The sequence below is a fragment of the Bacteroidota bacterium genome, assembly GCA_018692315.1.
Classification (GTDB): Bacteria; Bacteroidota; Bacteroidia; order Bacteroidales; family JABHKC01; genus JABHKC01.
This window is the reverse complement of the sequence record JABHKC010000029.1, coordinates 1-24523: the sequence shown is the minus strand read 5'-3', so window position 1 is coordinate 24523 and position 24523 is coordinate 1. Positions and strand designations below refer to the sequence as shown.

Here is a 24523-nt window from a genome sequence, read left to right as displayed (position 1 = left end):
TATAGCCGCAGTCCTTGCAAGTATAGCGTTGCTTGCCTTTAATAATCCCTCTTTTTACTTTGTTTGTCGATTTACACTTTGAACAATCCATAATATTTTTTTGGCAAAAATACAAAATGTATATATAATAAACAATGCCATAAAACTTATATACATGTTTAATTACCTTAAATCCGGAAGCGGATTCTCTTTATCCACGAATTGCGCTAATTTCGCTAATTTTTTAATCACTTTATTGAGTTGAGATAAAATGTCTAATTTTCTGATTTATTAGCACTAATTTAAATTCTTGCGGATTTTAGGTATTAATTTAATATTGTTGAAAAAGCACTTTTAAATTCTTGTCAAAATAGATATTTATTAATAAATTTGAATTTTATTAATAAATTATTGGCTATGAATTTTAAGATTTATTGTTTCCATATTGTTATTTTAATTAGTTTTCTGATTCTCCACTCAAATAATGCTAAATCCAAACCTTTTACTACAAACTATAATATTCCGGACACACAATTAGTAGTTCTTGCAAACGGCTGGAATTTGTTTTCAACTTATATTGACCCTATCTATCCACAAATGGATTCAATATTTGTTCCCATAATAAATAATCTTGAATTGGCAAAAGATAATGGCGGAAATGTATTTTGGCCACAGTGGAGTATCAACAATATTGGTGATCATGAAATAGGACAAGGCTATCAGCTAAAAATGAATGCCGGCGATACATTAACTATATATGGTTCAGAAGTTGTGCCAGAACAAACTCCAATATATGTATATTCTGGCTGGAATATGGTCGCTTACCTACGACAAATTAGTGGAATCATAGATACTATGCTTACTGAAATTTCTGCAAATGTTTATATAGTAAAAAACGGACTTGGTTTAATATATTGGCCTTTATATAATATAAACAATATAGGAAATATGAATCCGGGTGAAGCTTACCAAATAAAAATGCAGAATGATGATACTTTATTTTATCCGGCAAATTATGTAAATTTACCACCAACAGCAATAGCAGATTATGCACAAGTACTAGCAGGCGAATCAGCATCAATATTTCCGCTAGCAAATGATATAGACCCAGAAAATGATTTAAATATTGCCGCAAGCATTATAGGAACACCATCAGCAGGAAGTGCAAGTTTCTCAACAAGCACAGGAGAATTAATATACACTGCAGAAAATACAAGCGGAGCTGTAGAAATAGCTTACACAATAGTGGATAATAACGAGCAAACAAGTAATTCAACAATATACATAGAAGTACTTGCAAATCAAAACTTAATACAATTAATAAATGATAGTCTAACAATCACAGCAGGCACAAATGGACAAATAAACCTTGCAACAAATGACATAGTACCAGAAGGCATAAGCTTAGTAGAACTATTAAGCAATCCAAATAATGGAAGTGCAAGTCTGGATTCAATGGGTCTACTAAACTTTAGTTCATCAGTAATAGGACTAGACAGTGCAATATACCAAATGACAGATAATGCAGGAAATACAAACAATGCAATGATTTACTTCAATGTCGAAGCAATACCTTACTCAGGAACAAACTTTATATTCAAAGACGTTGCAATGGATACAGTTCTTTCAAATGGCTTATGCACCTTTAAATATAAACTAACAAGTGCAAGTCAATTCACAGAAATAACAACAACTAACGGACAAATAACATTAAACAATTTAATACCTGGAGAAGAATACCAATTCGAACTAAACCACGAAGACGACTTAGAACATTCATTCGGACAAAGCGAATCACTATACACTTTTGCAAAAAGACCAGGAGATAAACAAGCATTTGAACAAGAATCATACGAAGATTTAATGTTAAGTTTTGTATTACAATCAACAGACACACTAATCTATCTAAGCAAAATGATGGACCAAGGAGATTTCATGACTATGAATGCTCACGCAATAAACTATATCGGTAATACAAATGGTATAAGAAAATTCACAGACCCAAACACTCCAATATGGATAGATACAACTTATAATGATGCAGTATGCCCAACAAACGCACAACTAGCAGAACTAGACAGTGCAATAGCAGCATTAAAAAATGTGGAAAACTGTTACTTAGAACTACCAATAATAATGGGTGGCCAAGAACCAGCAGGACCGCATATAAAAATGCAATTCAGTGCAAACAATCCTTCACCAGGATCAAATACCTACACTTACAATCCAACAACTTTTGAAAACATACAAGGATTAGTATTATATCCATTAACACCAATTGCAGATGCAATTCAACAAGAATTATTTGAAAGTTTAGGTTTTAAAGATTTAGGAGGAAGTCCGCCATTCACAATAAGCACACCACAAGGACCAGAACTAAGCCACACAGGAGACAAAATGTTAAATTTATACTTCACATTCCAACCTGGAACACAATAATTCTTTATTCTAACTTATTAAAAAAAGTAACAACATTGACACAAACAAAATGTTTCATTTTGAGATTTGCAAAAAGTCAGGTTTTAAGTTCATTTTAGTATTCTAATAGCTTTCGACTACCATGGCAACAAAGGCAAACCCTCAAAAGCTTGTAATCTATCGAACATCATATCAATTTATCTGTACAGTTTTTCAATTATTTAAACAATGTAGAAATTTAACATTGCAGACTGAACATATTGTAGCGATTTGTTTAATATTTAATAATTTTTGAACAAACCAAAATTCAATTAAAAAATCAAAATAAATCAGCATCCTAAATTTGCGAATTTTTTTATTCCTCTACAAAAAACGATGCAAACAATTATTGTAGATTCATGCCACACCCTCGGATATTTACAAAAAACAATGCCAAGAATTGAAATCATCTCAACAAATTTCTTAAATTTACCTGATTTTTTGAAAAAATTTAGGTAAAAAATATGGAAAGAAGAATGAGTGTTGCTGAAATGATGACTCAGCTTAAGAACGAAACGATAAATACCTGGTTCGATCTCGGACTTTTTATTGATAAGTTTAAAGAAACAAAACCCATTCCATCAAATACGGAAAAGGGCACTTTCACAGAGTTTATTCTTGATATTCAAAAAGGAGGCTTAGCATTTGTTTCGTTCTATTATTCGATAGACGGAGTAACAATTGAAGTAAACAAATATGCTAATGTTTTGAGCAATAGCATAGAAAACATTCCAATTCATTACATTGCCGGGCAGTTTTTCCCAGAGGCTGACAAACTCCTTGGTGGGAAAAAAAACAGGCTTCAAATTGACGAAATAAAAGGTTTTGGAGATTGGGATTTGTACGAAGATTTTTTCTCTACAAAACTCGAACGAGGCAGCAAGGAATACAATGCTCTGATTCTGAAATATTGGAAGCAAGTTCTCGGCATAGTCGAAAAATTAGGAAGCTATATCGAAAATAATAATATTAAACTTCTTTACTTAATAAACACAAATTCAAATCCGGGCAACGTTTCGCTGGCATTGGCAACAGTACTTGTTTCTGAATATCTCGGCATTCCGGTAATAAACAACAATCACGATTTCTACTGGGAAGGTGGAAATAGAAAAATTGATATAGAAACGAGAAAAATAAAAGAAGGCCCGCGAGATTTCTTTTATACCAATTCCGATATCGGAGAATTTTTCTCACAAATTGATGTATTGTTTCCTTGGGAATCGCGAACATGGATGAATGTAAATATTAATCAGAATCAGTGCGACGAACTGATTGAAGTTAAAGGTCATAATCCTGCAAATATTGCTCAAATAGGTACCGCTATTGATATTACAAATTATATGAATATCACTAAGCGTGAGAAATTGGAAGCTTTTAAGCAATTCGAGAAAATATTTAGTCGATATGAAGAAACTCTTGTCTCATATTCGGTAAACGATGCTATTGAACATAATCTAATAGACCTTAACAATCTAAAACCCATTCTTTTAGGGAACAAAACCAAATCTATTTCTAAATTTCTTGCCGAAAATATTATTTTCTTGCAGCCAACGAGAATTGTCTCGCGAAAGCGAATAGGTACAGGATTTCGATTAATTCAAAAACTGTTGAATAATCCGCAGTTCGTAAGCAAATTTACTGAAACCAAACACTTTAAGTTGACCTTGCTGGTTACCGGACCTATTCCAACTGGTCAGTTTAATTATTTCGAAAACTTATTGAAAAAGTTTGCGGATCTTTTAGCATCAATAAAACCTGAATACCGCGAAAAAATCTTTCTTGGATTTCTTTTTAGCGAATTAGATAAAAAATCTTTTAAAAGCCATTTCGAACAACCGATTGCTATTCCAGAATTATATAATATAGCTTCCCTTATTATTTTAGGAAGTAAAACAGAGGGCAGAGGTTTGCCCATAATTGAAGCTGCTGCCGGAGGGATTCCAATTTTTTGCACAAGATACGACCCCGAACATGTTTATGCCGAGGTAATTGGAGAACACTTGCCTGAAGAAGACAGATTGAAAGTAATTGAATTTGATGGCGTAAATATTTCGCCCTTTCATGTTTCGCAAATTGTTGATAGAATTTTCTTCCCACACAAATTTATTGAAGAAATAAAACATAACAAAAAAGTTGTTTTGAATAGATACAGTATTGACAATCTTAAAGAAAATCTTTTCAATATAATTTATCGGTTATATTTTCAACTGAAAGACAATACCAACTCAATGAAGATGGTGAAAAAAGTTATGGCTGAATACTCAGTAATAAATAACTTTTCTAACGAAGATTTAGAATCTATTATTAATACAAAAAATCGTCATTTTCTGCCCGGCTACGGACGATTGAAATTTTTAGGATATCTAAAATCATTGATTGATCCAAGTTTTTTCAGGCTTGAATTTCAAAATATTCGCGGAATTGCAATGGATTTTGCGAACGATTTGATAGAATCGAATCCACAAAACAGAAATTTTTCAAACGAAAAAATCTATGAATTTTACAATTCGGTTGATAATATTTTTAACTATCACGATGGTGAATTTGAAATAAAACACGACCATTCATTTTCGTACCGACATAGAAATACTATTTATTATCCATATCAAGAATATACTATTCAGGAGCTTACGGGAATAATAAACTTACTCTATTCTGAAATATTCCAATCGGATATTAAAAAAGTTATTGACCAAAGTTCGCATTTTTTCACCGATTGGAATTTGGCACTTTCGCAACTTACATCGGCTTCAGAAATTCCAATTGACGATAGAAAACGTTTGGTTCAAAAACTAAAATCGAATGTTCCTATTGCATATTTTGCCGGAAAATATGTCCTTAACGAACTCGAATTTTTTGCTCTTCAGTCGATTCGGGCAAGGCTAAAACTACCATTCGAAAACGAACTTACTGAAGATATTATTAAATCGAATGCAAATAATATTGAACCTGTATATATTTTTGCAAACAAAAAATACCTTGCAAAATGGCCATCTGCTGAGTCTATCAAACATTTCATTTTAGATGGAAAAGATAAGGAGCTAAAACTTTTGTATGAATATGAAGTAATTAGAATTGTTACAACTAATCAATTGAGTGTAGGAATTCATTTTGCACAATTAGGAGCCGATGCAATCAAAAAACTTAAAGAAGTAAGAGATAAAAACGGATTTATTATTTCTACCCGACGAAGTTCTACATACATGACAGATATTGTTGATATCGACAGATTTCATGTCGGGCACATTCACGACGATATTTCGGCAAATATCATGGGTATCCCTAAAGACAGTGGTTATGTTTTCTTTATTCCTGCGGGGGTACGTACAACCTTAGCCTACCCAACACCAATTCAAACTGCCAAAGAATTTCACGACTGTTTGAAGAGCGAGCAGTTTAAGAATCTTGCCGAAAAATATGGCGAAGCAGAATTATTCAAATTAATTAAAAAAGATGCCGAAGAAAATAGCTCGCCTATAAAAACTGTTTTAGAAAATCTTCAAAATAAAGATGTAAAAGCTAAAGATGTAGAATACAATTTTGTAAGTGGAGTTTATAAAGACGGGAATCCATGGAACGGAATAAATGCCAAAGTAAATATTGCAAACTCGAACAAAAAATGGAATTTCGTTACGATGGAAAGCCCAAAAAATACTAAACGAGTTACAGCTTTTGTTGAAGAATTTAACAAATTCGGAGCTAAAGCAAAAATTGCATGGAATGGTGGATATATCCTAAATCCCGAACTTGTCGGAAAACTCGGACTTCCCGAATCTTATATAGGTTCTCCTTTGGGATTGATGATTTCTAATAAAATTGTAAAAAGTACTCCTCTTTTTAATAAACCAGCATTATTGATTTATGAAGATGGCAGATTAGATATAAAACGAGTAAATGTTGCTAATGGAATCTCAATTTCTTGTAAAACCAGAATAATAGATTTTCCATCGGAAAATTACAATTTGGACGATACACGAACCAACCTGCCCGATTTTTGTTACTACGATTTGATGTACGACAAAGAAATAATTGAAGGCAATGGCAGAACAATTGTGCGTCTGGCAGGCAATGTCATTAAAGAGGTAATTTTCTCGAAAAGAGGAGAAAAAGTGAATGTTGTGCCTACAGGATTAACATTGTCGATTGCTGAGCAAGCTTTTCCGGCAATCTGGGATTCGGTCGATAAAGAATTAGACATTTGTATAAATGGCCTTGAAGGAATTGAACATGCCGTAGAAGCCGGCCCGCTTTTGGTCAACAATAATAAGTTCTGTCTCGACATGGAAACTGAAGGTTGGAAAACAAATAATTCAATAATTACCCAAGCAGCTCGCCTTGATTATACTGATATGCGCGGACCAAAAATTGCTGTTGGAATCGATAAAAAAGGAAATCTGATAGTGCTGACTATTAATGGCAGAATAAGAGAATCGGTAGGAGCAACTCATATTGATATGGCTGAAATTTTGCTGAAATTCGGAATAGAAAAAGCAATGGGCTTCGATCCGGGAGGCAGCAGCACACTTGTGGTTGGCGATAAAACGCTAAATATTTCGCCATACAACAGCCAGTACGAAAGAAATATTTATGCACTTCCGCCAGAACCACGAGCTGTTGCAAATGCGGTTATTGGTTATGTTGAAAAGTAGTTTGTAAAGTTACTTCGCTTTTACACTTTATGAAATTTCAACATATTAATTTGAATTTAGCTGAAAATAAATAATAAACTTTGTGCCTTTATTTATCACACTATCCATAAATATTTTGCCATGATGTTCGTCAACTATTTTTTTTACATAACTTAGACCCAGACCAAAACCTTTTACATCGTGAACATTTCCGGTAGGAACACGAAAAAACTTATCGAAAACCTTCTTTTGATTTTCTTTTCTTATTCCAATTCCGTTGTCTTCAACTGTTACGATTATCCATTCTTTTGTTATTTTTGAACTAATTGATAAAATGGGTGGCTTAAGATTGTATTTTATGGCATTGTCGAACAAATTTGAAAAAACATTTGTCAAATGCACATCGTCTCCATTTGAGATAAGTTCCGACGAATCAAGGTTTAAGTTGATTTCCCCTTTTCTTTTTTCTACATGCAGCATAATACTTTTCACTGATTTTCGAACAATAGAATTAATGTCTATTTTATCGAATTTTAAATTGATTTTTCCTTCGTCTAATATTGCAGTTTGTAATACTTTTTCGACCTGAAAACTTAATCGTTTGCTTTCTGTATCAATAATATCTGAAATATTTTCTATACTTTTTTGGCTAATAGAAATTGTTTTGTCCTTCAGCATTTGAACCGCAAGAAGGATAGTCGAAATTGGTGTTTTTAGCTCGTGGGTCATGTTGTTGATGAAATCGTCTTTTATTTCAGAAAGCTTACGTTGCCGAAAAATAATGTAAACAGACGAAATAAAAATGAGCAGAATTACAAGGCTCAAAATTATTGAGGTACTTCCAACCAATCCTGTATTCGAGAAAATATAATTTTCTTCATGTGGAAAAATTATGCTCAACCAAATCTGATTTTCCGAAATACTATTTTGATAAAGTTGTACCATGTAACAACTTGTTTCAGACGACATAACAAAATTCTCGGAAATGAAAACAGTATCAGAATTGTTTTGCAAAACCATGAATTCATAGCTTAAGTTTATTCCATCATTCCCAAATTCTTTTGTAATCAGAGAATCTATGGTTTGGTAATTCAATTTTTCTATTCTGTTTTCTTCATCGTACAAAAGCTGCATTGCAATTTCGTTGATAAAGGATGCTTTTTGTGCAAACAAATTTTTCGAAATATCACTTTCAGTCAATAATTCATTAGCTTCCAGTTGGCTTGAATCATTTTGAAATATGGAATCTTTATCTATTTCAATATAATTTGAATTATCCTCCAAATTCTGAGAACTTGTATCAATTATTTCAATTATCAAATCATCATCAAATCCAAATAATTCAAAAGAGTTGTTATACGAATTTCGAAATTTATGTACAATATCCTGGGTTTCAATATTTTTTGATAGGTGATTTAGAGATTTGTTAACTATATTCTGAAATTGTTTATGGTTAATTTCAATTGCATTTTTTATCCACACAAACTGAATTGTTATCAGAATGCTTATAGCAATTGCAACCAGCGCAGTTAATATCCAAATTAGCCTTTTGCTCATAATTTTGCAAATATATTGTTTCGGCTAAATAAACATGCAAAAAAATACTGATAAATTTTGAGCCCTGAATAATTAAGATTTCATTTTAGGCGATGTTATATAAAGGGACTTCTAAAAATGCAAATTTCTTCGTTGTTTCAAAATTTCAAAATCCTCATTTACATTAGTAAACTACGGTTTTGAAATTTCTTACGCCTTGAAATTTACTATTTTTAGAAGTCCCCATAAGCTAAAATACAACAATTTTTCTAACATATTTATGCTCTGTATTTCCAATTTCCACAAAATATACTCCTGGAGAAAAAGTTTTCATATCAATAGAAATTTCTTGATTGCTCAGTTCTGTTGAAAAATCTAATGTTTTCATTTTTAAACCTAAAGCTGAAAAAATGCTTATCTCAAAATCTGAAATATGGTTTTGTCTAAATTGAATATAAAGTTTGTCTTTTACAGGATTGGGGAAAATGCTGAATTCGGCAATTTCATTAAGTTCCGGTATAGAATTTACAAACCCGCTTTCTAAACTAAAATTGTTTCCGCCAGAAATTGGCGAACTTTCGCTTAGAGTTACCAAAACCTCAAGAGATTGCAAACCCGCTTTTTCAACTTTTACAAAATATGAGCCCAATTCTAATTGCTCAAATTCAAAAGCTCCCAAATCGTTCGACAATCTGAAATCCATTGGTATCATTTGATTGTCGAAAAGTAGGACAGGAATATTTCTCGCAGGGATTTCTCCTTCTTTTGTTGATTCGGGGAACCATTCGTCGCCAAAAACATCGGGATTGTAGCTTGCATCGCTGCCCACATAAATATTTCCGGAAATAGCTCCAATGCCAGTGTTGTAGGTTTGAGTCGGGTCAATAATTATATCAACCCCATCGGTGTAAGCATAAGCCTGAACAAGGCTGGCTTCCTGCCAATTGTTGTGCTCGACATAATAGCCCGGAATTCCATATTGGTTGCCAGGTGCAGGAATTGCATAAAGCAAATAATCGCCAGGAAATATTCCTTCAATTTTAAATTGTCCGTTGGTTACCAGACCTTTATCTACGGCATAGTATAAACTTTGGGCAGGTTCGTATAAAACAATCATCCCGAGAGGAACATTCGATTTATTTATGGTTGAAACGGTTCCTGAAATGGTAATTGTTTGTAAGCTGTCGATGGCACTTTGTCCGCCGGCTTGCCAGAGTTCTTGGTTGGGATAGCTCTGGTTATAGCTTGCGGCAGCAAGATGTTCAGAATTGTTCGAAGCATCCCAGATTTTCCATTCGAATTCTTCGCCGTTAGCAAAACCATCAATTATTGTATTGCCCGGATTATCGCCATAAGCAAAAAGTGTAACTGTATTTTGTTTCCAAATAATATATCCTCCACAACTTAAAGTGCCAAGCGAATCGAAAAATACTCCAATGAAATCGCACATTTCGAGAGAACTACCATTGATTTGCAACAATGCTCCGGCAGGAATATCAATGCTATGAGTCGCACCAAACAAATCGAAATTCCAATTTGGCAGCAAATTAAAATCGACAAAAGTATCGGCAATTAATTCACATAAATTTGCATCGGTAATAGTTAATTGATATGCACCGTATTCAGCGGAAGCTAAATCTTCGCTTGTGCTTCCGTCCGACCATTGAAAAACAAATGGTGATGTTCCGCCAATGACTGTAATGTTAATAGCTCCGTTACTTAGCAAAGCAGGGTCTGCAGGAGTTATTAAAAAATCAATTGTTAATTCATCAGGTTGAAGTATTTCAAAAGTATCGCTGACCATATCGCCATTTGCAGCAGAAACAGTTACATAATAATTTCCAACAGACAAATTAAAAATTGAATCTGTAGTTTCGCCATTAGACCAAAGAAAACTAAATGGATCGACTCCTATCAGGTTTTCTATCCAGGCACTTCCGGTTACAGTGTTATAGCAATCAACATTTTCCTTAATAATATCAAAACCTAAGTAATTTCCCAAATATTCAATCATAAAATCTGCCGTCAGTTCGCAAGAGTTTGCATCGGTAAGTGTCAGATAATATTGCCCATAAGTTAAATTAAAAATATCTTCCGTAGTTTCGCTATTTGACCAAATAAAATTGTAAGGAATTGTTCCACCGGAAGGTATTAAATCTATTGCTCCGTCGTTTCCAATTGTTGGGTCGATGAAAGTGATATTTGTATCGAAATCTAAACTATCAGGTTGTGTTACAGTAAAGTTGAACATTACAGTATCGCTGGGACAACTTACAGTTAAAGAATAATTTCCTGCACAAAGCAAATCCAAATATTCAGTGGTTTCGCCATTAGTCCAGAAAAATGTATAAGGGGCAGCGCCACCCGAAACAGAAATATCAATACTTCCATCGCAAATAGAATTGCAACTTATATTTTCAACAATTTCAGTAACTAAGAGTGCCGTTGGCGGAGATGAATACTCTATCAAAAAACTGTCATTAAAAGTACAGCCATTATCATCTGTAATTGTGAGAGAATATTGTCCGATTCCGATATTTATTAAATCTTCGGTAGTAGCTCCGTTCGACCACAAAAAACTGAAAGGAGGAGTTCCGCCCAAAACTATAACATCTATTAAACCGTTATTGCCTAAAGTTGGGATAACATTTGTAACTACAGAATTTATTACTGCCGAGTCTGGAGGGTCAACCGTAAATGTATCCACAAGGGAAGCAATTACCGGCGCTTGTAGAGATACAACACCAGATATTCCATTTTCCACAAAACTACCGTAATTTGGCATTGTGAACATGTATTCCGGCGTTAAGAAATATGTACTGCCATTTATATAAATTTGCCATGAAAACGTTTCACCGATTGTAAAACCTTCCTTGTCAGGAGTTCCTATTTCATCTCCCCAAATGGTAAGCGCATTGTTCCCTGATGTCAACTCTAAATAACCACCGCATTCCCAAACTCCATTATCATCATAAAAAACTCCAATATATGAACCTATCGGTACAATTAATCCATTGAGATATACACTACTGTCAGGGATTAATACTGTATGATTTTGCCAAGTAGAAATATAAGTCCAGGGCCATGGTGTTCCTGCCTCCGTAAGCCCTTCTTCATAAACGCTAACAGTATAATCACCGGCACATAAGCCACTAATATCCTCGGTTGTGGAACCATTTGACCAAATATAATTGTAAGGGTTTGTGCCACCGCTTGTGTTCAAATCAATTTCGCCATCGCAAGAACCGGGGCATCCTGGACTAAGGATAGTTGCAACTGTTGATAAAGGTGGGGGGGGATTTATATAATCGATTACGTAACTTTCCGAATTAGAACAACCATAGGAATCAGTAATGGTACAACCATAATAACCTGCATCCAAATTTGAAATATCCTCAGAAGGTGAGCCGTTTGACCAAACGTAAGAAAATGGTGGTATTCCTCCGCTTACGCTAATATTGATTGAGCCGTCTTGAATGCTTGGAGAATTAGCATCCTGAACTACGGAACTTATAGACATTGCAGGGGGATTGATTAGTTCTACACTATCGCTTGTTACAAAATTACTATTATTATTGATGGTCAGGCTGTACATTCCTGCAGGTAAAGCTGAAATTTCAGAATCCGTATCGCCGCTTGACCACAAAAATGTAAAACTATTTCCCGGATTATAATTCAGATTTGCGTCTATTGAGCCATCGGACATTCCGTTGCAAGTGGGTGAAATTGCTGTGAACTGAATATTTATAAGAATATTTTCAATTTCGAACACAAAAGAATCTATACAAATACCATCATCAATAAATAGCATATAGTTTCCGGCACAGAGGCTATCTAAAAACAAATTTGAGCCATAGGCAACATTATCCCAATAATAATTCAAAGCATTTCCCGAATTGCTAAAAATAGAGTCGATGCTGATGTTTCCAATACAATTATTTTGCACATCATTCTGTAAAGTAAAAACAGGGAAACTATTTGCAAATGCAATAGAGATCGTATCATTGAATGAAATTGGGTCGCAAGGCGAACTAGAATAAACTGTGATAGAAATATTTTCCTCATTGTCATAAAGTTGTCCATCAAATGGTGTCGAAAATGTATAGATAATTGTATCGGAGGGTTGTATAGAAATATTCACCGTTTCGGTAATAACTGTACCATCAGGACTGATATAGCTTATATTGAAATTGTTTGCCGATTGCGTACCTATATTAGTCAATTCAACACTTACATAAACCATATTGTTGAAATCGCAGTGAGTTTGGGGTGAAACAATTGAAATTAGAGATAAATCGCAATAAGGAGGATTTGTCAAGAGTATTTCAAATGTGTCGATATACTGGCATGAGTAAGAATCTGTAATTGTCAGAATATATAATCCCTGAGATAAATTTGTTAAGTCTTCCGTAGTTTCTCCATTCGACCATTGGAGCGAATATGGAGGAATTCCTCCCGACATTGTCAAATCTATAGCCCCGTTGTTTCCAATTATCTGAGTTTCATGATTAATTACTGCACTTACAGATATAGAATCAGGTTCATAAATTGTGAAACTCAAAGATTCTGACTCAGGATGGTTTAATAAACCAACATATGAAATGCTATTTTCAATAAAATTTCCTGACTGAGAAGAATTTACAGTGTAAAGAGGATTTAGATTATAGTGTATTCCATTATTCCACCTTTTATAAATAAAGCTTTCGTTGGGGGCAAAGCCATCTTTATCTGGAGTCAATGGATCATCGCCAAAAGCAATAATATTTGTAGATAGCCCATTCCACTCTGTATATCCACCACATTCAAGAATGCCATTGTCCATATAAAAAACTCCAACGTATGAATTTGATTGAGCTAAGATACTTATTCCCGGAATGGAGATAGTATGAACGATACCTGTATTTATATAATTCCAGGGCCATAGCGGTCCACTTGGAGCCTGATATTCAGAAACTGTTACTGTATAATATCCAGAACACAAATTTGTAAGGTCTTCTGAAGTTTCTCCGTTCGACCAAAGATAGTTATATGGTGTTAATCCGCCAGAAACTGTAATATCTATAGCACCACTACAGCTGCCACCACAATTACTATTTATTATTGTTCCATTTGCCGACAAAGGATTTGTTAACAATGTGCTTACTACAAAACTTTCGATATGGCTGCAAGAATTAGCATCTGCAATTGTAAGAGTGTATGTACCGGGAATTAATGAAGAAATATTTTCAGTGTTAGCACCATTCGACCATTGAACGGAATATGGAGTAGTACCACCCGAAATTCCAATAAAAATTTCACCATCATTACCAAGGACAGGGGTTGCGTGGTATGTTACAGAAATAATACTAATAGTATCTGGCTGCAAAATTTCAAAAGTGCCGACAACAGTATCAAAATTGCTATCAATTACTGTTACAGAATAGTTATCTGCTGCAAGGGCTGAAAGCGAGCTACCGGTATTTCCAGTTGACCATAAATAACTATATGGTGGTACTCCATTTATACTATCAAAAAAGACAGCACCATCGTTTCCACCATAGCAAGAAACACTTGTAGTTTGTATAAACAGATTAAATGCCGAGAAACCTACTGTTACCGATGTGTCGAAAGTGCAACCGTAATTAGTTTCAATGGTTAGATTGTAAGTTCCAGCACTTAGACTGTCATTGAGAGAATTGATGCCACCATTAGACCAATCATATTGATAGCCCCAGCCCCAAAAGGAAATTACATCAACCTGAGCTGAACCCAAGTAATAAGGTGTCTCATCAACTAATGTAAAATCCAAAACCGGATATTCGTTTCCATAATAAGAAGTAATACTCGAAGTGTTTTGAACCATAAGTGCATCGGTAACAGTTACACTAAAATTGGTATTTGCAGGAATGTCATAAAGAGGATTTATAGTAGCACCCGTATTCCAAAGATATGTATAAGGTGGTGTGCCGAAAGTTGGAGTCAAATAAATGTAGCCATCTTGTGTATTATAACAAGTATTAACAAAAACAGATGACATTGTTGAGTTAAGCAAATATCCCTCGAATTGAATAACATTTGTATAATGCATCTCTGCAGTATATGGTTCATTCGGGATAATATAGTGAATATTATCTAACCAAAACAAAGTCCAAAATACATGTCCTTGTTGGTTTTTTAACATATTCAATGACTGACCTAAAGGAAATATAGAAGTTGTCTGTGGATAAATAGGATTTACCCATGCATAAAAATCATTAACTCCATATGCAGTAAGCAAAGACGATTGCAGAACAAGACTATCTGCTTGCAAACTCAATAAACTACTTGAACCTCCTATAACAAATGAACTATCATCGGAATAAGTTCCAGATAAATCATAAACAACATTAGGTATAAAATCGAAACCATATAAAGTTGAGCGTATCAAAAAACGAAATATTTCATTTTCATCGAAACCACTGTTTCCGCTTGTATCCCCCGAGATTGTAATTGTTTGAGGATTCCCGTTCCAAACTATTGAACCTGCACAAGCCCAATGATTTAGTGAATCATAAAAAACACCAATTTCATCCCCAGGCAAAAGATTTTGTCCTTTTATGGTAACTGCATTTCCGCCCGGAATATTAATCGTATGCTGTAAGTTTAAGTTTGGAGATGCCCAAGGAAAAATATAATGATTATTCGTTTCTTTTATTTCAAATGTATCAACCTCTGTAGGTTGAGATGCATATGTCATGGTAACATAATACTCTCCGGGAATCAGATTATATATATTTTTTGTTGTTTCACCAGTGCTCCAAAGATAACTTGTAGGATTCGCAATATTATATGTATAAAGATGGATACTTCCGTCATTATACATAGGGTAATTGACATTTTTCACTTTGTGAGGATAATAAAACATACTTTGCCCATTCAACAAAAAACAAAATAAGACAAATGCAAAACTTAAAATCAATTTTCGTAAGTAATTCTTTTTCATAATATTAATTTTTTATCGTTTAAATATTTATTAAACCACAACAGCTACAAGTTGCAAACTTGCGATAGTAGTAAAAGTCATTGAATAATTGAATAATTGTACCATTGAATAATTGAATAATTTTTAAAAATAAATACCGGTACCAAACTTCAAACCATAGCTACTAAATCTATAGTTGACATTGTTGCGGGAAAAAATCGGGCTAAGCGATTGGCGATAAAACATCTCGCCAAAAACAAAATATCGGGAGCCAATAGAATAGCGAGCTTCAAGAGAAGAATAAATATCGAAGCGAACTGTAGGGAAATCGTCCCGACTTAAAGAAATCACATCATTTTCCGATTGTCCTGCCATGCTCTGTCCGGAAATTTCCCAAAGGAAAGAGCTAATAATTCCAGCTTTCAAGGATGTATTGAGTCGTCCTTTTCTGAAACTATATCCAACAATAAGTGGAATTTCAAAATATTTGTATCTATTAGCAAAATTGTGAATTTTCTCATTATGAATAGTATCTGTAATATCTGTAGAACTTGAATCGTGCAGAAATATCTCATTAGTTTCAGTAACGTAAAACCAGCTTGTGTCGCTTCCAATAATTTGAAAATAGGAATCTATAGTATCGATTTCGACATAAGAAGAGTCCCAGAAGCTCCAGATTGTGCTGTCGCGAACAAAAAAATCAAAAGACGAATAATTTGCTTTCTGCGAAATTTGCATAAAATTAAGTCCTGTCTCAACAAGAAAATTCTTGCCATGAGCTTCAATTCTAAGTCCTGCATCATAGGCATATGGATTTTGCAAACCTGCTTCGAGATATGGCAAAAATAGTTTAGTTTCAGCATCATTTGTTTCGATTGAAATGTTTGGCATCTGCGGAGAAAACCAAGCTGCAATTGCCCATGATAGAGGATTGTAACCGGCATTTTGAGCAAGCGGGGAAATATATACCAGGTTTGGTATATTATTTTGCTCAGTTTGGTAAAATAGCGGCACAAATCCTCTACCGGGCAGATATGGGAGTTTTGAGTACTGAGTACTAAGAATTGAGTTTTGAGAATTGAGTTTTGAGTACTGAGTTTCAAGTTTCGAGTTTTGGGTTTCAGGTTTCACACTCCCAATTTCAAATTTCAAATTTCTAATTTCAGTTTCCAGATTTTCAGCTAAGTTTTTAGATTTTTCTTTTTTAGCTTCTGATGCAATTTTTTCTATTTCAGCTTTTGCACCCCCAATTACCAATTTCGAATTTCCAATTTCAGTTTCCAGATTTTCAGCTAAGTTTTGAGATTCTTCTTTCTCAGCTTCCGATGCAATATTTTCTATTTCGGGATTTACACTCCCAATTTCAAATTTCAAATTTCCAATTTCAGTTTCCAGATTTTCAGCTAAGTTTTGAGATTCTTCTTTTTCAGCTTCTGATATAATTTTTTCTATTTCAGCTTTTGCACTCCCAATTTCAAATTTCAAATTTCCAATTTCAGTTTCTTCAATTTCCTCCTTTCTGTCAGACAATAAATCGAAATCAGAAGAAATTATTAGCATTGATACAATAATTCCAAATACGCTAATGCTTCCGGCAATTTTTAAGTAAGTAGCTGATTTTAGAAAATTGATCAGGCTGTTTTTTGTCAATCTTGCAGATACGCCAGCCCAGCCTTGATTGGCAGCACCCATTTCGATGTCGCTTAGCTGCTTCTCGAAAAGTTCGTCTATATATTTAAATTCGTCTTTCATACTATCTAATTTTCAAAAAAAATTAATAATTACTAATTGTCAACACCAACAATTCATAATTCATAATTAACTAACTACTCTCAGCAAGTTTTTATACTGCTCATTGTCTTCTTTTAAAGCTCTTTTTAAGCTTATTTCATAAAGTTTTTGCTGAACATGTTTTCGTGCCCTGTTCAATTGCGACCTACTTGTGTTTTCCGAAATGGAAAGAATTTTAGCAATTTCCTTATGATTATGCTTTTCTATCGCAAAAAGATTGAACACTACGCGATAGCCCTCTGGCAATTTCTGCAAAAGCTCCATCAATTCTTCTTTACTAAAATTCATTCGTCTAATCAGGTCTTGTTGTTTTTCGGTTCCCCCTGCCGAGAGCGGATTCTCAACATTTTTTTGCTCCCATTGCACAATCTTTTCTTCTCCATGCGAGAGAATTGAATTTTGCTTATTCTTCAACAATCGCAAAGAAGAATTTATAAATATGCGTTTCATCCAACCCTCGAAAGAACCTTTTCCGCTATACTGAGAAATTTTTGTGAAAACAGTGATGAAGCCTTCTTGCAAGATGTCTTCGGCATCGGCATTCTTGCCAAGGTAGCGATAACATACTGCTCTCATTTTCATAGAAAACTCCTGATATAACATCTTTTGTGCAAGTCTTTCGCCACGCCTACAAGCTTCTATTATTTCACTCAGTTCAATCATGTCTCATTTGTTCATATCTATTAGAGCAGTAAAATGAAAAATGTTGCATCATTTTTTTGACTTTTTATTAATCCCAAATATACTTAAATTTTTATTGTTTATCGGATTTGAAACATGATAGCTTTTAGTTCCGGCACCGAAGGTTTCGCTCAATGCGAAGCCTTCGGTTAGCGAAATAATATTATCTTTAAAACTTTATTAAGTCTTAGATTTTATGAAAAATGAGAAAATAATTGAGCCTGAAATTAAGGAGATTCTTCTTTGTCCGGGATGCTTAGAACCATTTAAACTAAATCATCACTATTGTGAAATTTGTGGAAATACCGTGGGAAAATACACTGCTTATATGCCATATGTAAATATTAAGCACAATTATCGGATTTTTGGGAAAATTGTTGAATTTTTCACAGAGACTTTTAAAAAATTGAAAAATGAAAAACTGGAAATAAACAACTCTCAATCGAAATGAAATGTTACCGCTCCCCAAAAATTGAAGTTCGCTCAAGCAAATTGGAAGGCAAAGGTGTTTTCGCCAAACAAAAAATTCAAAAAGACGAGCTGATTGCTATCAAAGCAGGACATATTGTAAATGACGATCAACTAAAAAAAATAAGCTCAACAGTCGGCGATTTTGCTCTTCAAATTCACGACCAATATTATTTGAGCCCAATGTCGAAAGACGAACTTTCCGATATGGTAATTTTTATTAACCACTCCTGCGACCCGAATGTTGGCTTCGATGGGCAAATTGTGTATGTTGCAACACGCAATATTGAGCCGGGCGAGGAACTCTGCCACGATTACGCAATGGAGCGTACCGACGATTATTTTCTGGAATGCCACTGTGGTTCGGAACTTTGTCGTAAAAAAATAAGCGGCAACGACTGGAAAATCCCTGAACTCCAGGAAAGATACAGGAATTATTTTTCTTCGCACATTTTAAAGAAAATTCAAAATCAATAAAAATAACGCTATCATAAAAATGAATTATTGAAAGTCAGAACATATTATATTTACAAAAACAATTTTAAAACTATTTGAATATGGAAGATGAAAACAAAAAGTTCCCGGAAGGACATTTTGTAGGGATGTGGATGGGAATAGGTATGGCAATTTTTTCCGGAATAGGCATACCATTAAGTATTGCTTTGAAAATGCCTGGATTTATAGCAATAGGTCCCGGAATAGGAATTGCTTTCGGATTAATTATCGGTCAATCTATTGAAACAAAACACAAAAAAGAAGGTAAAATCAGGGAACTTACGGAAAAAGAGAAAAGCACAAGAAAGAAGTTAGTATATGCAGGAATTGGGCTTTTAGCAATCGGTGTCTTAGCATTTCTGGCTGTTTTCTTTTCAATTGTGTAAAAATTTGGCTTTGTTTTAACATGAAAAAAGCTACCAAAAATTCCTTGACATATTTTTTTATAGCTTTCTTTTTCATTACAGTGGAAATTTTAGTGATTACAAAAGAAATCTCATTTTTTGTTTTTGCAACATATTTTGCGATGAGCCTGTTTGCCTACTTTTTCTACTGGAAAGACAAATCGGCAGCAATAAAAGGAAATCGTAGAATTAGTGAAAACACACTACATCTGCTTTCCTTGTTTGGAGGCTGGCCCGGTGCTCTGTTAGCTCAACAAAAATTCAGACACAAAACAAAAAAGCTTTCGTTTCTCATAGTTTTTTGGATAACTGTTGCGGTAAATTTATCTGGCTTAATTTTGCTTATTCGTATGCAGTAAAATAAACATAAACTTTGTTCATGCTTTTCGAAAATAATTCTGTGGACATAATAAAAAATTCCAAAATTAAATTAGCCACAATTGAAAAAATAAATCCGGGAATCTTTACAACTCTTATTTGCAAATTTCATATTTTTGAAAAATGAAAAAATATAGTTTAATTATTGGTCTTTTTGTTTTAAGCCTGCAAATAGTTACTGCTCAGGCAACTTTCATAATAGATTCTCTACCTGATTACACGCCACCGGAGGATATTCTATATATTGCCGGCGATTTTCAGGGATGGAACCCCGGCGATCCGGCTTTTGCTCTTCAAAAAAATGGAGAGAATAAATGGTTTATAGTCCTTGATTCTATGTCAACAGGTACTACTATTCAATATAAATTCACTCGTGGAGATTGGGGAACTGTAGAAAAAGGTGAATTTGGAGAAGAAATCCCAAATCGGTCGTTTACTTTTGGAAATGGCGACTCTGTTGGAATAATGATTTATAATTGGGCTGATATTGGTGGAGGAAATAGCACAGCTTCAGAAAACGTGTCTATTGTTGATGAAGAATTTTACATTCCGCAACTCGACCATTACCGGAGAATATGGATATATTTACCACCGGATTATAACAATAGTCAAAATTCATATCCCGTTATATATATGCAGGACGGGCAAAATATTTTTGACACTTATACCTCTTTTGCCGGAGAATGGGAAATTGACGAAAGCCTAAACCAACTTTATGATGACGGGAATAATGTACCAATTGTAGTGGGAATAGACAATGGAGGAACAGAAAGAATAAATGAATATACTCCATGGACTAACCTACAATACGGTGGTGGGCAAGGCGAATTATATTTAGATTTTATTGTTGAAACACTCAAACCATTTATTGATGCAAATTACAGAACACTTTCAGGCAGACAGTCCACAGCAATTTGGGGAAGTTCGCTCGGAGGATTAATTTCTCATTATGGAATTTTGAAATATCAGGATATTTTCAGCAAGGCAGGTATTTTTTCTCCATCATATTGGTTTTCCGATACTGTATGGACATTCACTCAGGAAATGGGGCATCAGCAAAATATGAAAATCTATCAACTATGCGGAAGTCTTGAAGCAGGTTCAATGGTAACGGATACCTGGAGAATGAATGACACACTGCTAAACTTAGGATTTCTGGCAGATGAGTTATTTGTAAAAATTGTAGAGGGAGGTGATCACAACGAACAATTATGGCGTGAAAATTTTACTGAAGCATACCTATGGCTGTTTGCTTCTTTTGCAAATGAGTTAGAACAATTTGAACATTCTGACAATCTAAAACTATTTCCGAATCCGGCAGAAGACAAATTGTATTTGCCCAATTTTGATAAAAACACAATCAATAGTGGAACAATTTATAAAATGGATGGCACTTGTGTAATAAAAACCGTTCATTTAGATGAAGATTTTATTGATGTGTCCTTATTAAAACCAGGCACATACATAATTGAATTTAAAACAAATAAATCTACTTTTCAGGGGAAATTTGTGAAAAAATGAAAAGTCTTACCTAAAAACATATCACATAATTCACTTGTAATAGTCAAATTTAATCGTCATGAACAACAACTGAAAAATTTTAGAATTAGCTCTTTTTATTAACTATCATATGCCCAATATTCCAAAAATGCAGGCGATGAAAGAAAATAGATACCTTTGCAGAAAAATAAGATATGTCGAAACAAAGCATAAATAATTATTACAATAAGCTGAGTCAATACAAACGATATGGTGGTACAAGAAACGAAACAAGTATCCGCCGAGCATTTGCAAATTTATTGGAGGAATATTGTTTGCCAAGAAACCTGATTTTGGTTAACGAATTGCAACTAAAAAATTCCACAAAACGACCAGATGGAACAATTAAGGATGCATTACAATTAGACTGGGGATTCTGGGAAAGCAAAGATCAAAAGGACAATTTAGATGAAGAGATTGAGAAAAAAATTGAAATCGGATACCCAACTTTCAACATAATTTTTGAAAATTCCGAAATAATCGTTCTCATTCAGCAAGGCGAAGAAAAAATGCGAGGAGAAATGAACGATGCTGATTTTTTGCATCGTATTTTAGCTGCATTTGTAGAATACGAACGACCAGAAATAAAGGAATTTCATACGGCTGTTGAGAAATTTAAAGAAGATATACCCGATATTGTAGAGGCTCTGCGAAAAATGATAGCTGAACAAGCCGACAAAAATCCTGATTTTAGGGTGCAACGCGAAAAGTTTTGGAATGTGTGCCGCGAAAGTATAAATCCGGAAATATCAGCCTTCGATATTCGAGAAATGCTTATACAACATATTCTAACAGCAGAAATTTTTGATACCGTCTTTGGCGACAGTCATTTTCATCGCGAAAATAATATTGCACGAGAATTAGAAACCGTGGTAAACACATTTTTTACAGGCCAGGTAAGGCAAGATACACTTGCAACAGTAGATAATTACTACAAAACCATTAAACGTGAAGCATCGAATATTGACAACCACCACGAAAAACAAAAATTCCTGAAAGTAATTTACGAAACTTTTTACAAGGCATACAATCCCAAAGGAGCCGATCGTTTGGGAGTAGTTTATACGCCTAATGAAATTGTAAAATTTATGGTAGAAAGCACAGATTATTTGCTCGAAAAATATTTTGGCAAATCATTAGCAGATAAAAATGTGCAAATTCTTGATCCTGCAACCGGAACTGGAACCTTTATTACAGATATTATTGAATACATTCCGCCAAAATATTTGAAACATAAATTCAAAAACGAAATTCATTGCAACGAACTGGCAATTTTACCATATTATATTGCAAACCTGAATATTGAATATACTTATCAACAAAAAATGAACAAGTACGAAGCATTTGAAAATATCGTTTTTGTTGATACGATAGATAATCTCGGCTTTGGATATGAAGGCAAGCAACAGTCGCTTTTTGCAATGACTGCCGAAAATCTTGAACGAATAAAAAAACAAAACAGCAATAAAATTTCGGTTATTATTGGAAATCCGCCATATAATGCCAACCAACAAAATGAAAATGATAATAATAAAAACCGGACATATCCACAAATAGATAAACGTATAAAGGATACTTATATAAAACAAAGCACAGCACAAAAAACGAAAGTTTATGATATGTATTCTCGTTTTTATCGTTGGGCAATGGATAGAATTGATAAAAATGGGATTATTGCATTTATTACAAATCGTTCTTTTATTGACAGCCGAACATTTGATGGTTTTCGTAAAATTGTGGAACGCGAATTTGATTACATTTATATTATTGACACACAAAGTGATGTGCGAAAAAATCCGAAAATTGCAGGAACTACACACAATGTTTTTGGCATACAAACCGGCGTGGCTGTAATGTTTTTGGTGAAAAAGGAAGACAAAAAATGAAAAAACATACAAAACTAAATGTACAATGGTTGTATAATATCCTTCTGAAAAGCGAATCTGATATTGTAGATTTTAAAGAACAACTTACCGATAAAACAATTTTTGGAAAAAGCTTCAAAGATTTTGCACCAAACTATAACGAAATTGCCAAAGATGTTGTGGCTTTTGCTAATCGAAAAGGTGGTTTTATTATAATAGGTATCACAGACAAAAAACATGAAATAAACGATAAATTTAAAATTAATGATCAAAAGATTATTAAACTCATTAAAAACATACAAGATCTTACACAACCTTCGGTTACATTAATTCCACACACTATAAAAGTAAATAATACAGAATTGCTTATTCTTGAAATACCTTTTTCCGAACAATTACATTGCACATCAAAAGGCTTGTATGTGATTAGAAATGTTGATGGAAATAAAATTATTGAACCTCATGAAATAGCGACTATTCAGGCTGAAAAAAACTTGATTATTTACGACCAAAAACTGTGGAGATTTAGTTTCCAACCAGAGAAAAAAGACAATCAAGGTAACGAAATTCCTGCATGGCTCAACATAGCACAACTCAGGGAATTATATGTTCAAATACAGGCTAAAAACCCGCAAAGCCATTATCTGAAAAATTCCACTACCGAATTTACCGAGATATTAGGCATAACAAAAGAACAGGAAGGAAAGTATTACCCCACTACAACGGGATTATTATTTGTTGGAAACTTCAAATCGTTAAAAGAAATTCCTTTTGCTAAAATAAGTTATATCCGCTATCATGAAGACGGAAGCTACACCCCTTTTGAATATTCTGGGAATATAATAAAACAAATAACTGATTGTTATAATCAATTGAGTTCCGAGATTAAGAAAAAAGAATTTCAGTTCGGCTTGTTCAGGGAATATGTAGAAGACTATCAGAACATAGTAATAAGAGAAATAATTGTTAATGCAGTAGTTCACAGAGATTATTCACGCCTGCAAAATATACAAATCCGTAAATATTCAAATTATATCGAATTTGAAAGTCCGGGTGGTTTTCCTCAAGGAATAAATGCAAGCAATTTCTTGCGAAAAACAAATCCGCGCAATCCCAACATTATGGATATACTTCGCGAAATTGCTTATGCCGAAAAAGCCGGAAGCGGATACGATAAAATTTTTAAAGCTCTGCTAAACAAAGGAAAAAAATTACCCGAAATTATAGCCTGCATAATTCACAAAAACAAGCAAAATGATGTTAATATTCTGTAATACAGACAAATGCAAGCTTTGATAAAAAACATTAATTTTTTAAATAAAAATGGAGTTCATGTATATTTTTTTCCAATAAGTTACTATC

General features: G+C 33.9%; 13 protein-coding genes. 9 read left to right on the top strand and 4 right to left on the bottom strand.

All coding sequences use genetic code 11. The features are described from left to right. The first annotated feature begins 396 nt into the window (after nucleotides 1-396). Nucleotides 397-2418 (top strand): Ig-like domain-containing protein, encoded by a 2022-nt coding sequence (locus HN894_02925; GenBank protein MBT7142266.1) that lies wholly within the window; start codon nucleotides 397-399, stop codon nucleotides 2416-2418. Between the two features lie 482 nt (nucleotides 2419-2900). Next, entirely contained in the window at nucleotides 2901-7085 is a 4185-nt protein-coding gene (locus HN894_02920) for a hypothetical protein (protein ID MBT7142265.1), read from the top strand. Nucleotides 7086-7130: 45 nt separating this feature from the next. Here the strand turns inward: HN894_02920 and HN894_02915 are convergent, their stop codons facing one another. The 4 genes from HN894_02915 to HN894_02900 all read right to left on the bottom strand — a co-directional run bounded on the left by HN894_02915 (nucleotide 7131) and on the right by HN894_02900 (nucleotide 17991). Beyond that, nucleotides 7131-8621, bottom strand: a complete 1491-nt coding sequence (locus HN894_02915; protein ID MBT7142264.1) for a HAMP domain-containing histidine kinase — start codon at nucleotides 8619-8621, stop codon at nucleotides 7131-7133. A 229-nt stretch (nucleotides 8622-8850) separates the two neighbouring features. Then, complete coding sequence (locus HN894_02910) at nucleotides 8851-15561, bottom strand: T9SS type A sorting domain-containing protein (protein ID MBT7142263.1); 6711 nt, start codon at nucleotides 15559-15561, stop codon at nucleotides 8851-8853. 123 nt (nucleotides 15562-15684) lie between these two features. Beyond that, nucleotides 15685-17292, bottom strand: coding sequence for a hypothetical protein (locus HN894_02905; protein ID MBT7142262.1), 1608 nt, complete (start codon nucleotides 17290-17292; stop codon nucleotides 15685-15687). Between the two features lie 66 nt (nucleotides 17293-17358). Further along, nucleotides 17359-17991: a sigma-70 family RNA polymerase sigma factor gene (locus HN894_02900; protein ID MBT7142261.1), complete on the bottom strand. Its 633-nt coding sequence runs from the start codon at nucleotides 17989-17991 to the stop codon at nucleotides 17359-17361. A gap of 217 nt (nucleotides 17992-18208) precedes the next feature. On the opposite strand from HN894_02900, the gene HN894_02895 reads away from it, so the two are divergent. The 7 genes from HN894_02895 to HN894_02865 all read left to right on the top strand — a co-directional run bounded on the left by HN894_02895 (nucleotide 18209) and on the right by HN894_02865 (nucleotide 24435). Further along, nucleotides 18209-18463 carry a hypothetical protein gene (locus HN894_02895; GenBank protein MBT7142260.1) on the top strand — a complete coding sequence of 85 codons (255 nt, stop codon included), beginning with the start codon at nucleotides 18209-18211 and terminating at the stop codon, nucleotides 18461-18463. Further along, entirely contained in the window at nucleotides 18460-18957 is a 498-nt protein-coding gene (locus HN894_02890; protein ID MBT7142259.1) for an SET domain-containing protein-lysine N-methyltransferase, read from the top strand. Before HN894_02895 ends, HN894_02890 begins: the two co-directional genes overlap by 4 nt. An 80-nt stretch (nucleotides 18958-19037) precedes the next feature. Continuing rightward, the gene (locus HN894_02885; GenBank protein ID MBT7142258.1) at nucleotides 19038-19361 is read left to right on the top strand and encodes a hypothetical protein; all 324 of its coding nucleotides are present in this window, start codon (nucleotides 19038-19040) and stop codon (nucleotides 19359-19361) included. A 20-nt stretch (nucleotides 19362-19381) separates the two neighbouring features. Continuing rightward, on the top strand, nucleotides 19382-19738 hold the full coding sequence (locus HN894_02880) for a DUF1294 domain-containing protein (protein MBT7142257.1): 357 nt from the start codon (nucleotides 19382-19384) through the stop codon (nucleotides 19736-19738). 142 nt (nucleotides 19739-19880) lie between these two features. After that, nucleotides 19881-21278, top strand: coding sequence for a T9SS type A sorting domain-containing protein (locus HN894_02875; protein ID MBT7142256.1), 1398 nt, complete (start codon nucleotides 19881-19883; stop codon nucleotides 21276-21278). Between the two features lie 173 nt (nucleotides 21279-21451). After that, complete coding sequence (locus HN894_02870; GenBank protein MBT7142255.1) at nucleotides 21452-23182, top strand: N-6 DNA methylase; 1731 nt, start codon at nucleotides 21452-21454, stop codon at nucleotides 23180-23182. Further along, nucleotides 23179-24435, top strand: a complete 1257-nt coding sequence (locus HN894_02865; protein MBT7142254.1) for a hypothetical protein — start codon at nucleotides 23179-23181, stop codon at nucleotides 24433-24435. Before HN894_02870 ends, HN894_02865 begins: the two co-directional genes overlap by 4 nt. The last annotated feature ends 88 nt before the right edge of the window (nucleotides 24436-24523 follow it).

Bases quoted from the DNA above. Each gene is read 5' to 3' on its own strand.
- HN894_02925 (MBT7142266.1), top strand. From the start codon at position 397: ATGAATTTTAAGATTTATTGTTTCCATATTGTTATTTTAATTAGTTTT.
- HN894_02920 (MBT7142265.1), top strand. From the start codon at position 2,901: ATGGAAAGAAGAATGAGTGTTGCTGAAATGATGACTCAGCTTAAGAAC.
- HN894_02915 (MBT7142264.1), bottom strand. From the start codon at position 8,621: ATGAGCAAAAGGCTAATTTGGATATTAACTGCGCTGGTTGCAATTGCT.
- HN894_02910 (MBT7142263.1), bottom strand. From the start codon at position 15,561: ATGAAAAAGAATTACTTACGAAAATTGATTTTAAGTTTTGCATTTGTC.
- HN894_02905 (MBT7142262.1), bottom strand. From the start codon at position 17,292: ATGAAAGACGAATTTAAATATATAGACGAACTTTTCGAGAAGCAGCTA.
- HN894_02895 (MBT7142260.1), top strand. From the start codon at position 18,209: ATGAAAAATGAGAAAATAATTGAGCCTGAAATTAAGGAGATTCTTCTT.
- HN894_02890 (MBT7142259.1), top strand. From the start codon at position 18,460: ATGAAATGTTACCGCTCCCCAAAAATTGAAGTTCGCTCAAGCAAATTG.
- HN894_02885 (MBT7142258.1), top strand. From the start codon at position 19,038: ATGGAAGATGAAAACAAAAAGTTCCCGGAAGGACATTTTGTAGGGATG.
- HN894_02880 (MBT7142257.1), top strand. From the start codon at position 19,382: ATGAAAAAAGCTACCAAAAATTCCTTGACATATTTTTTTATAGCTTTC.
- HN894_02875 (MBT7142256.1), top strand. From the start codon at position 19,881: ATGAAAAAATATAGTTTAATTATTGGTCTTTTTGTTTTAAGCCTGCAA.
- HN894_02870 (MBT7142255.1), top strand. From the start codon at position 21,452: ATGTCGAAACAAAGCATAAATAATTATTACAATAAGCTGAGTCAATAC.
- HN894_02865 (MBT7142254.1), top strand. From the start codon at position 23,179: ATGAAAAAACATACAAAACTAAATGTACAATGGTTGTATAATATCCTT.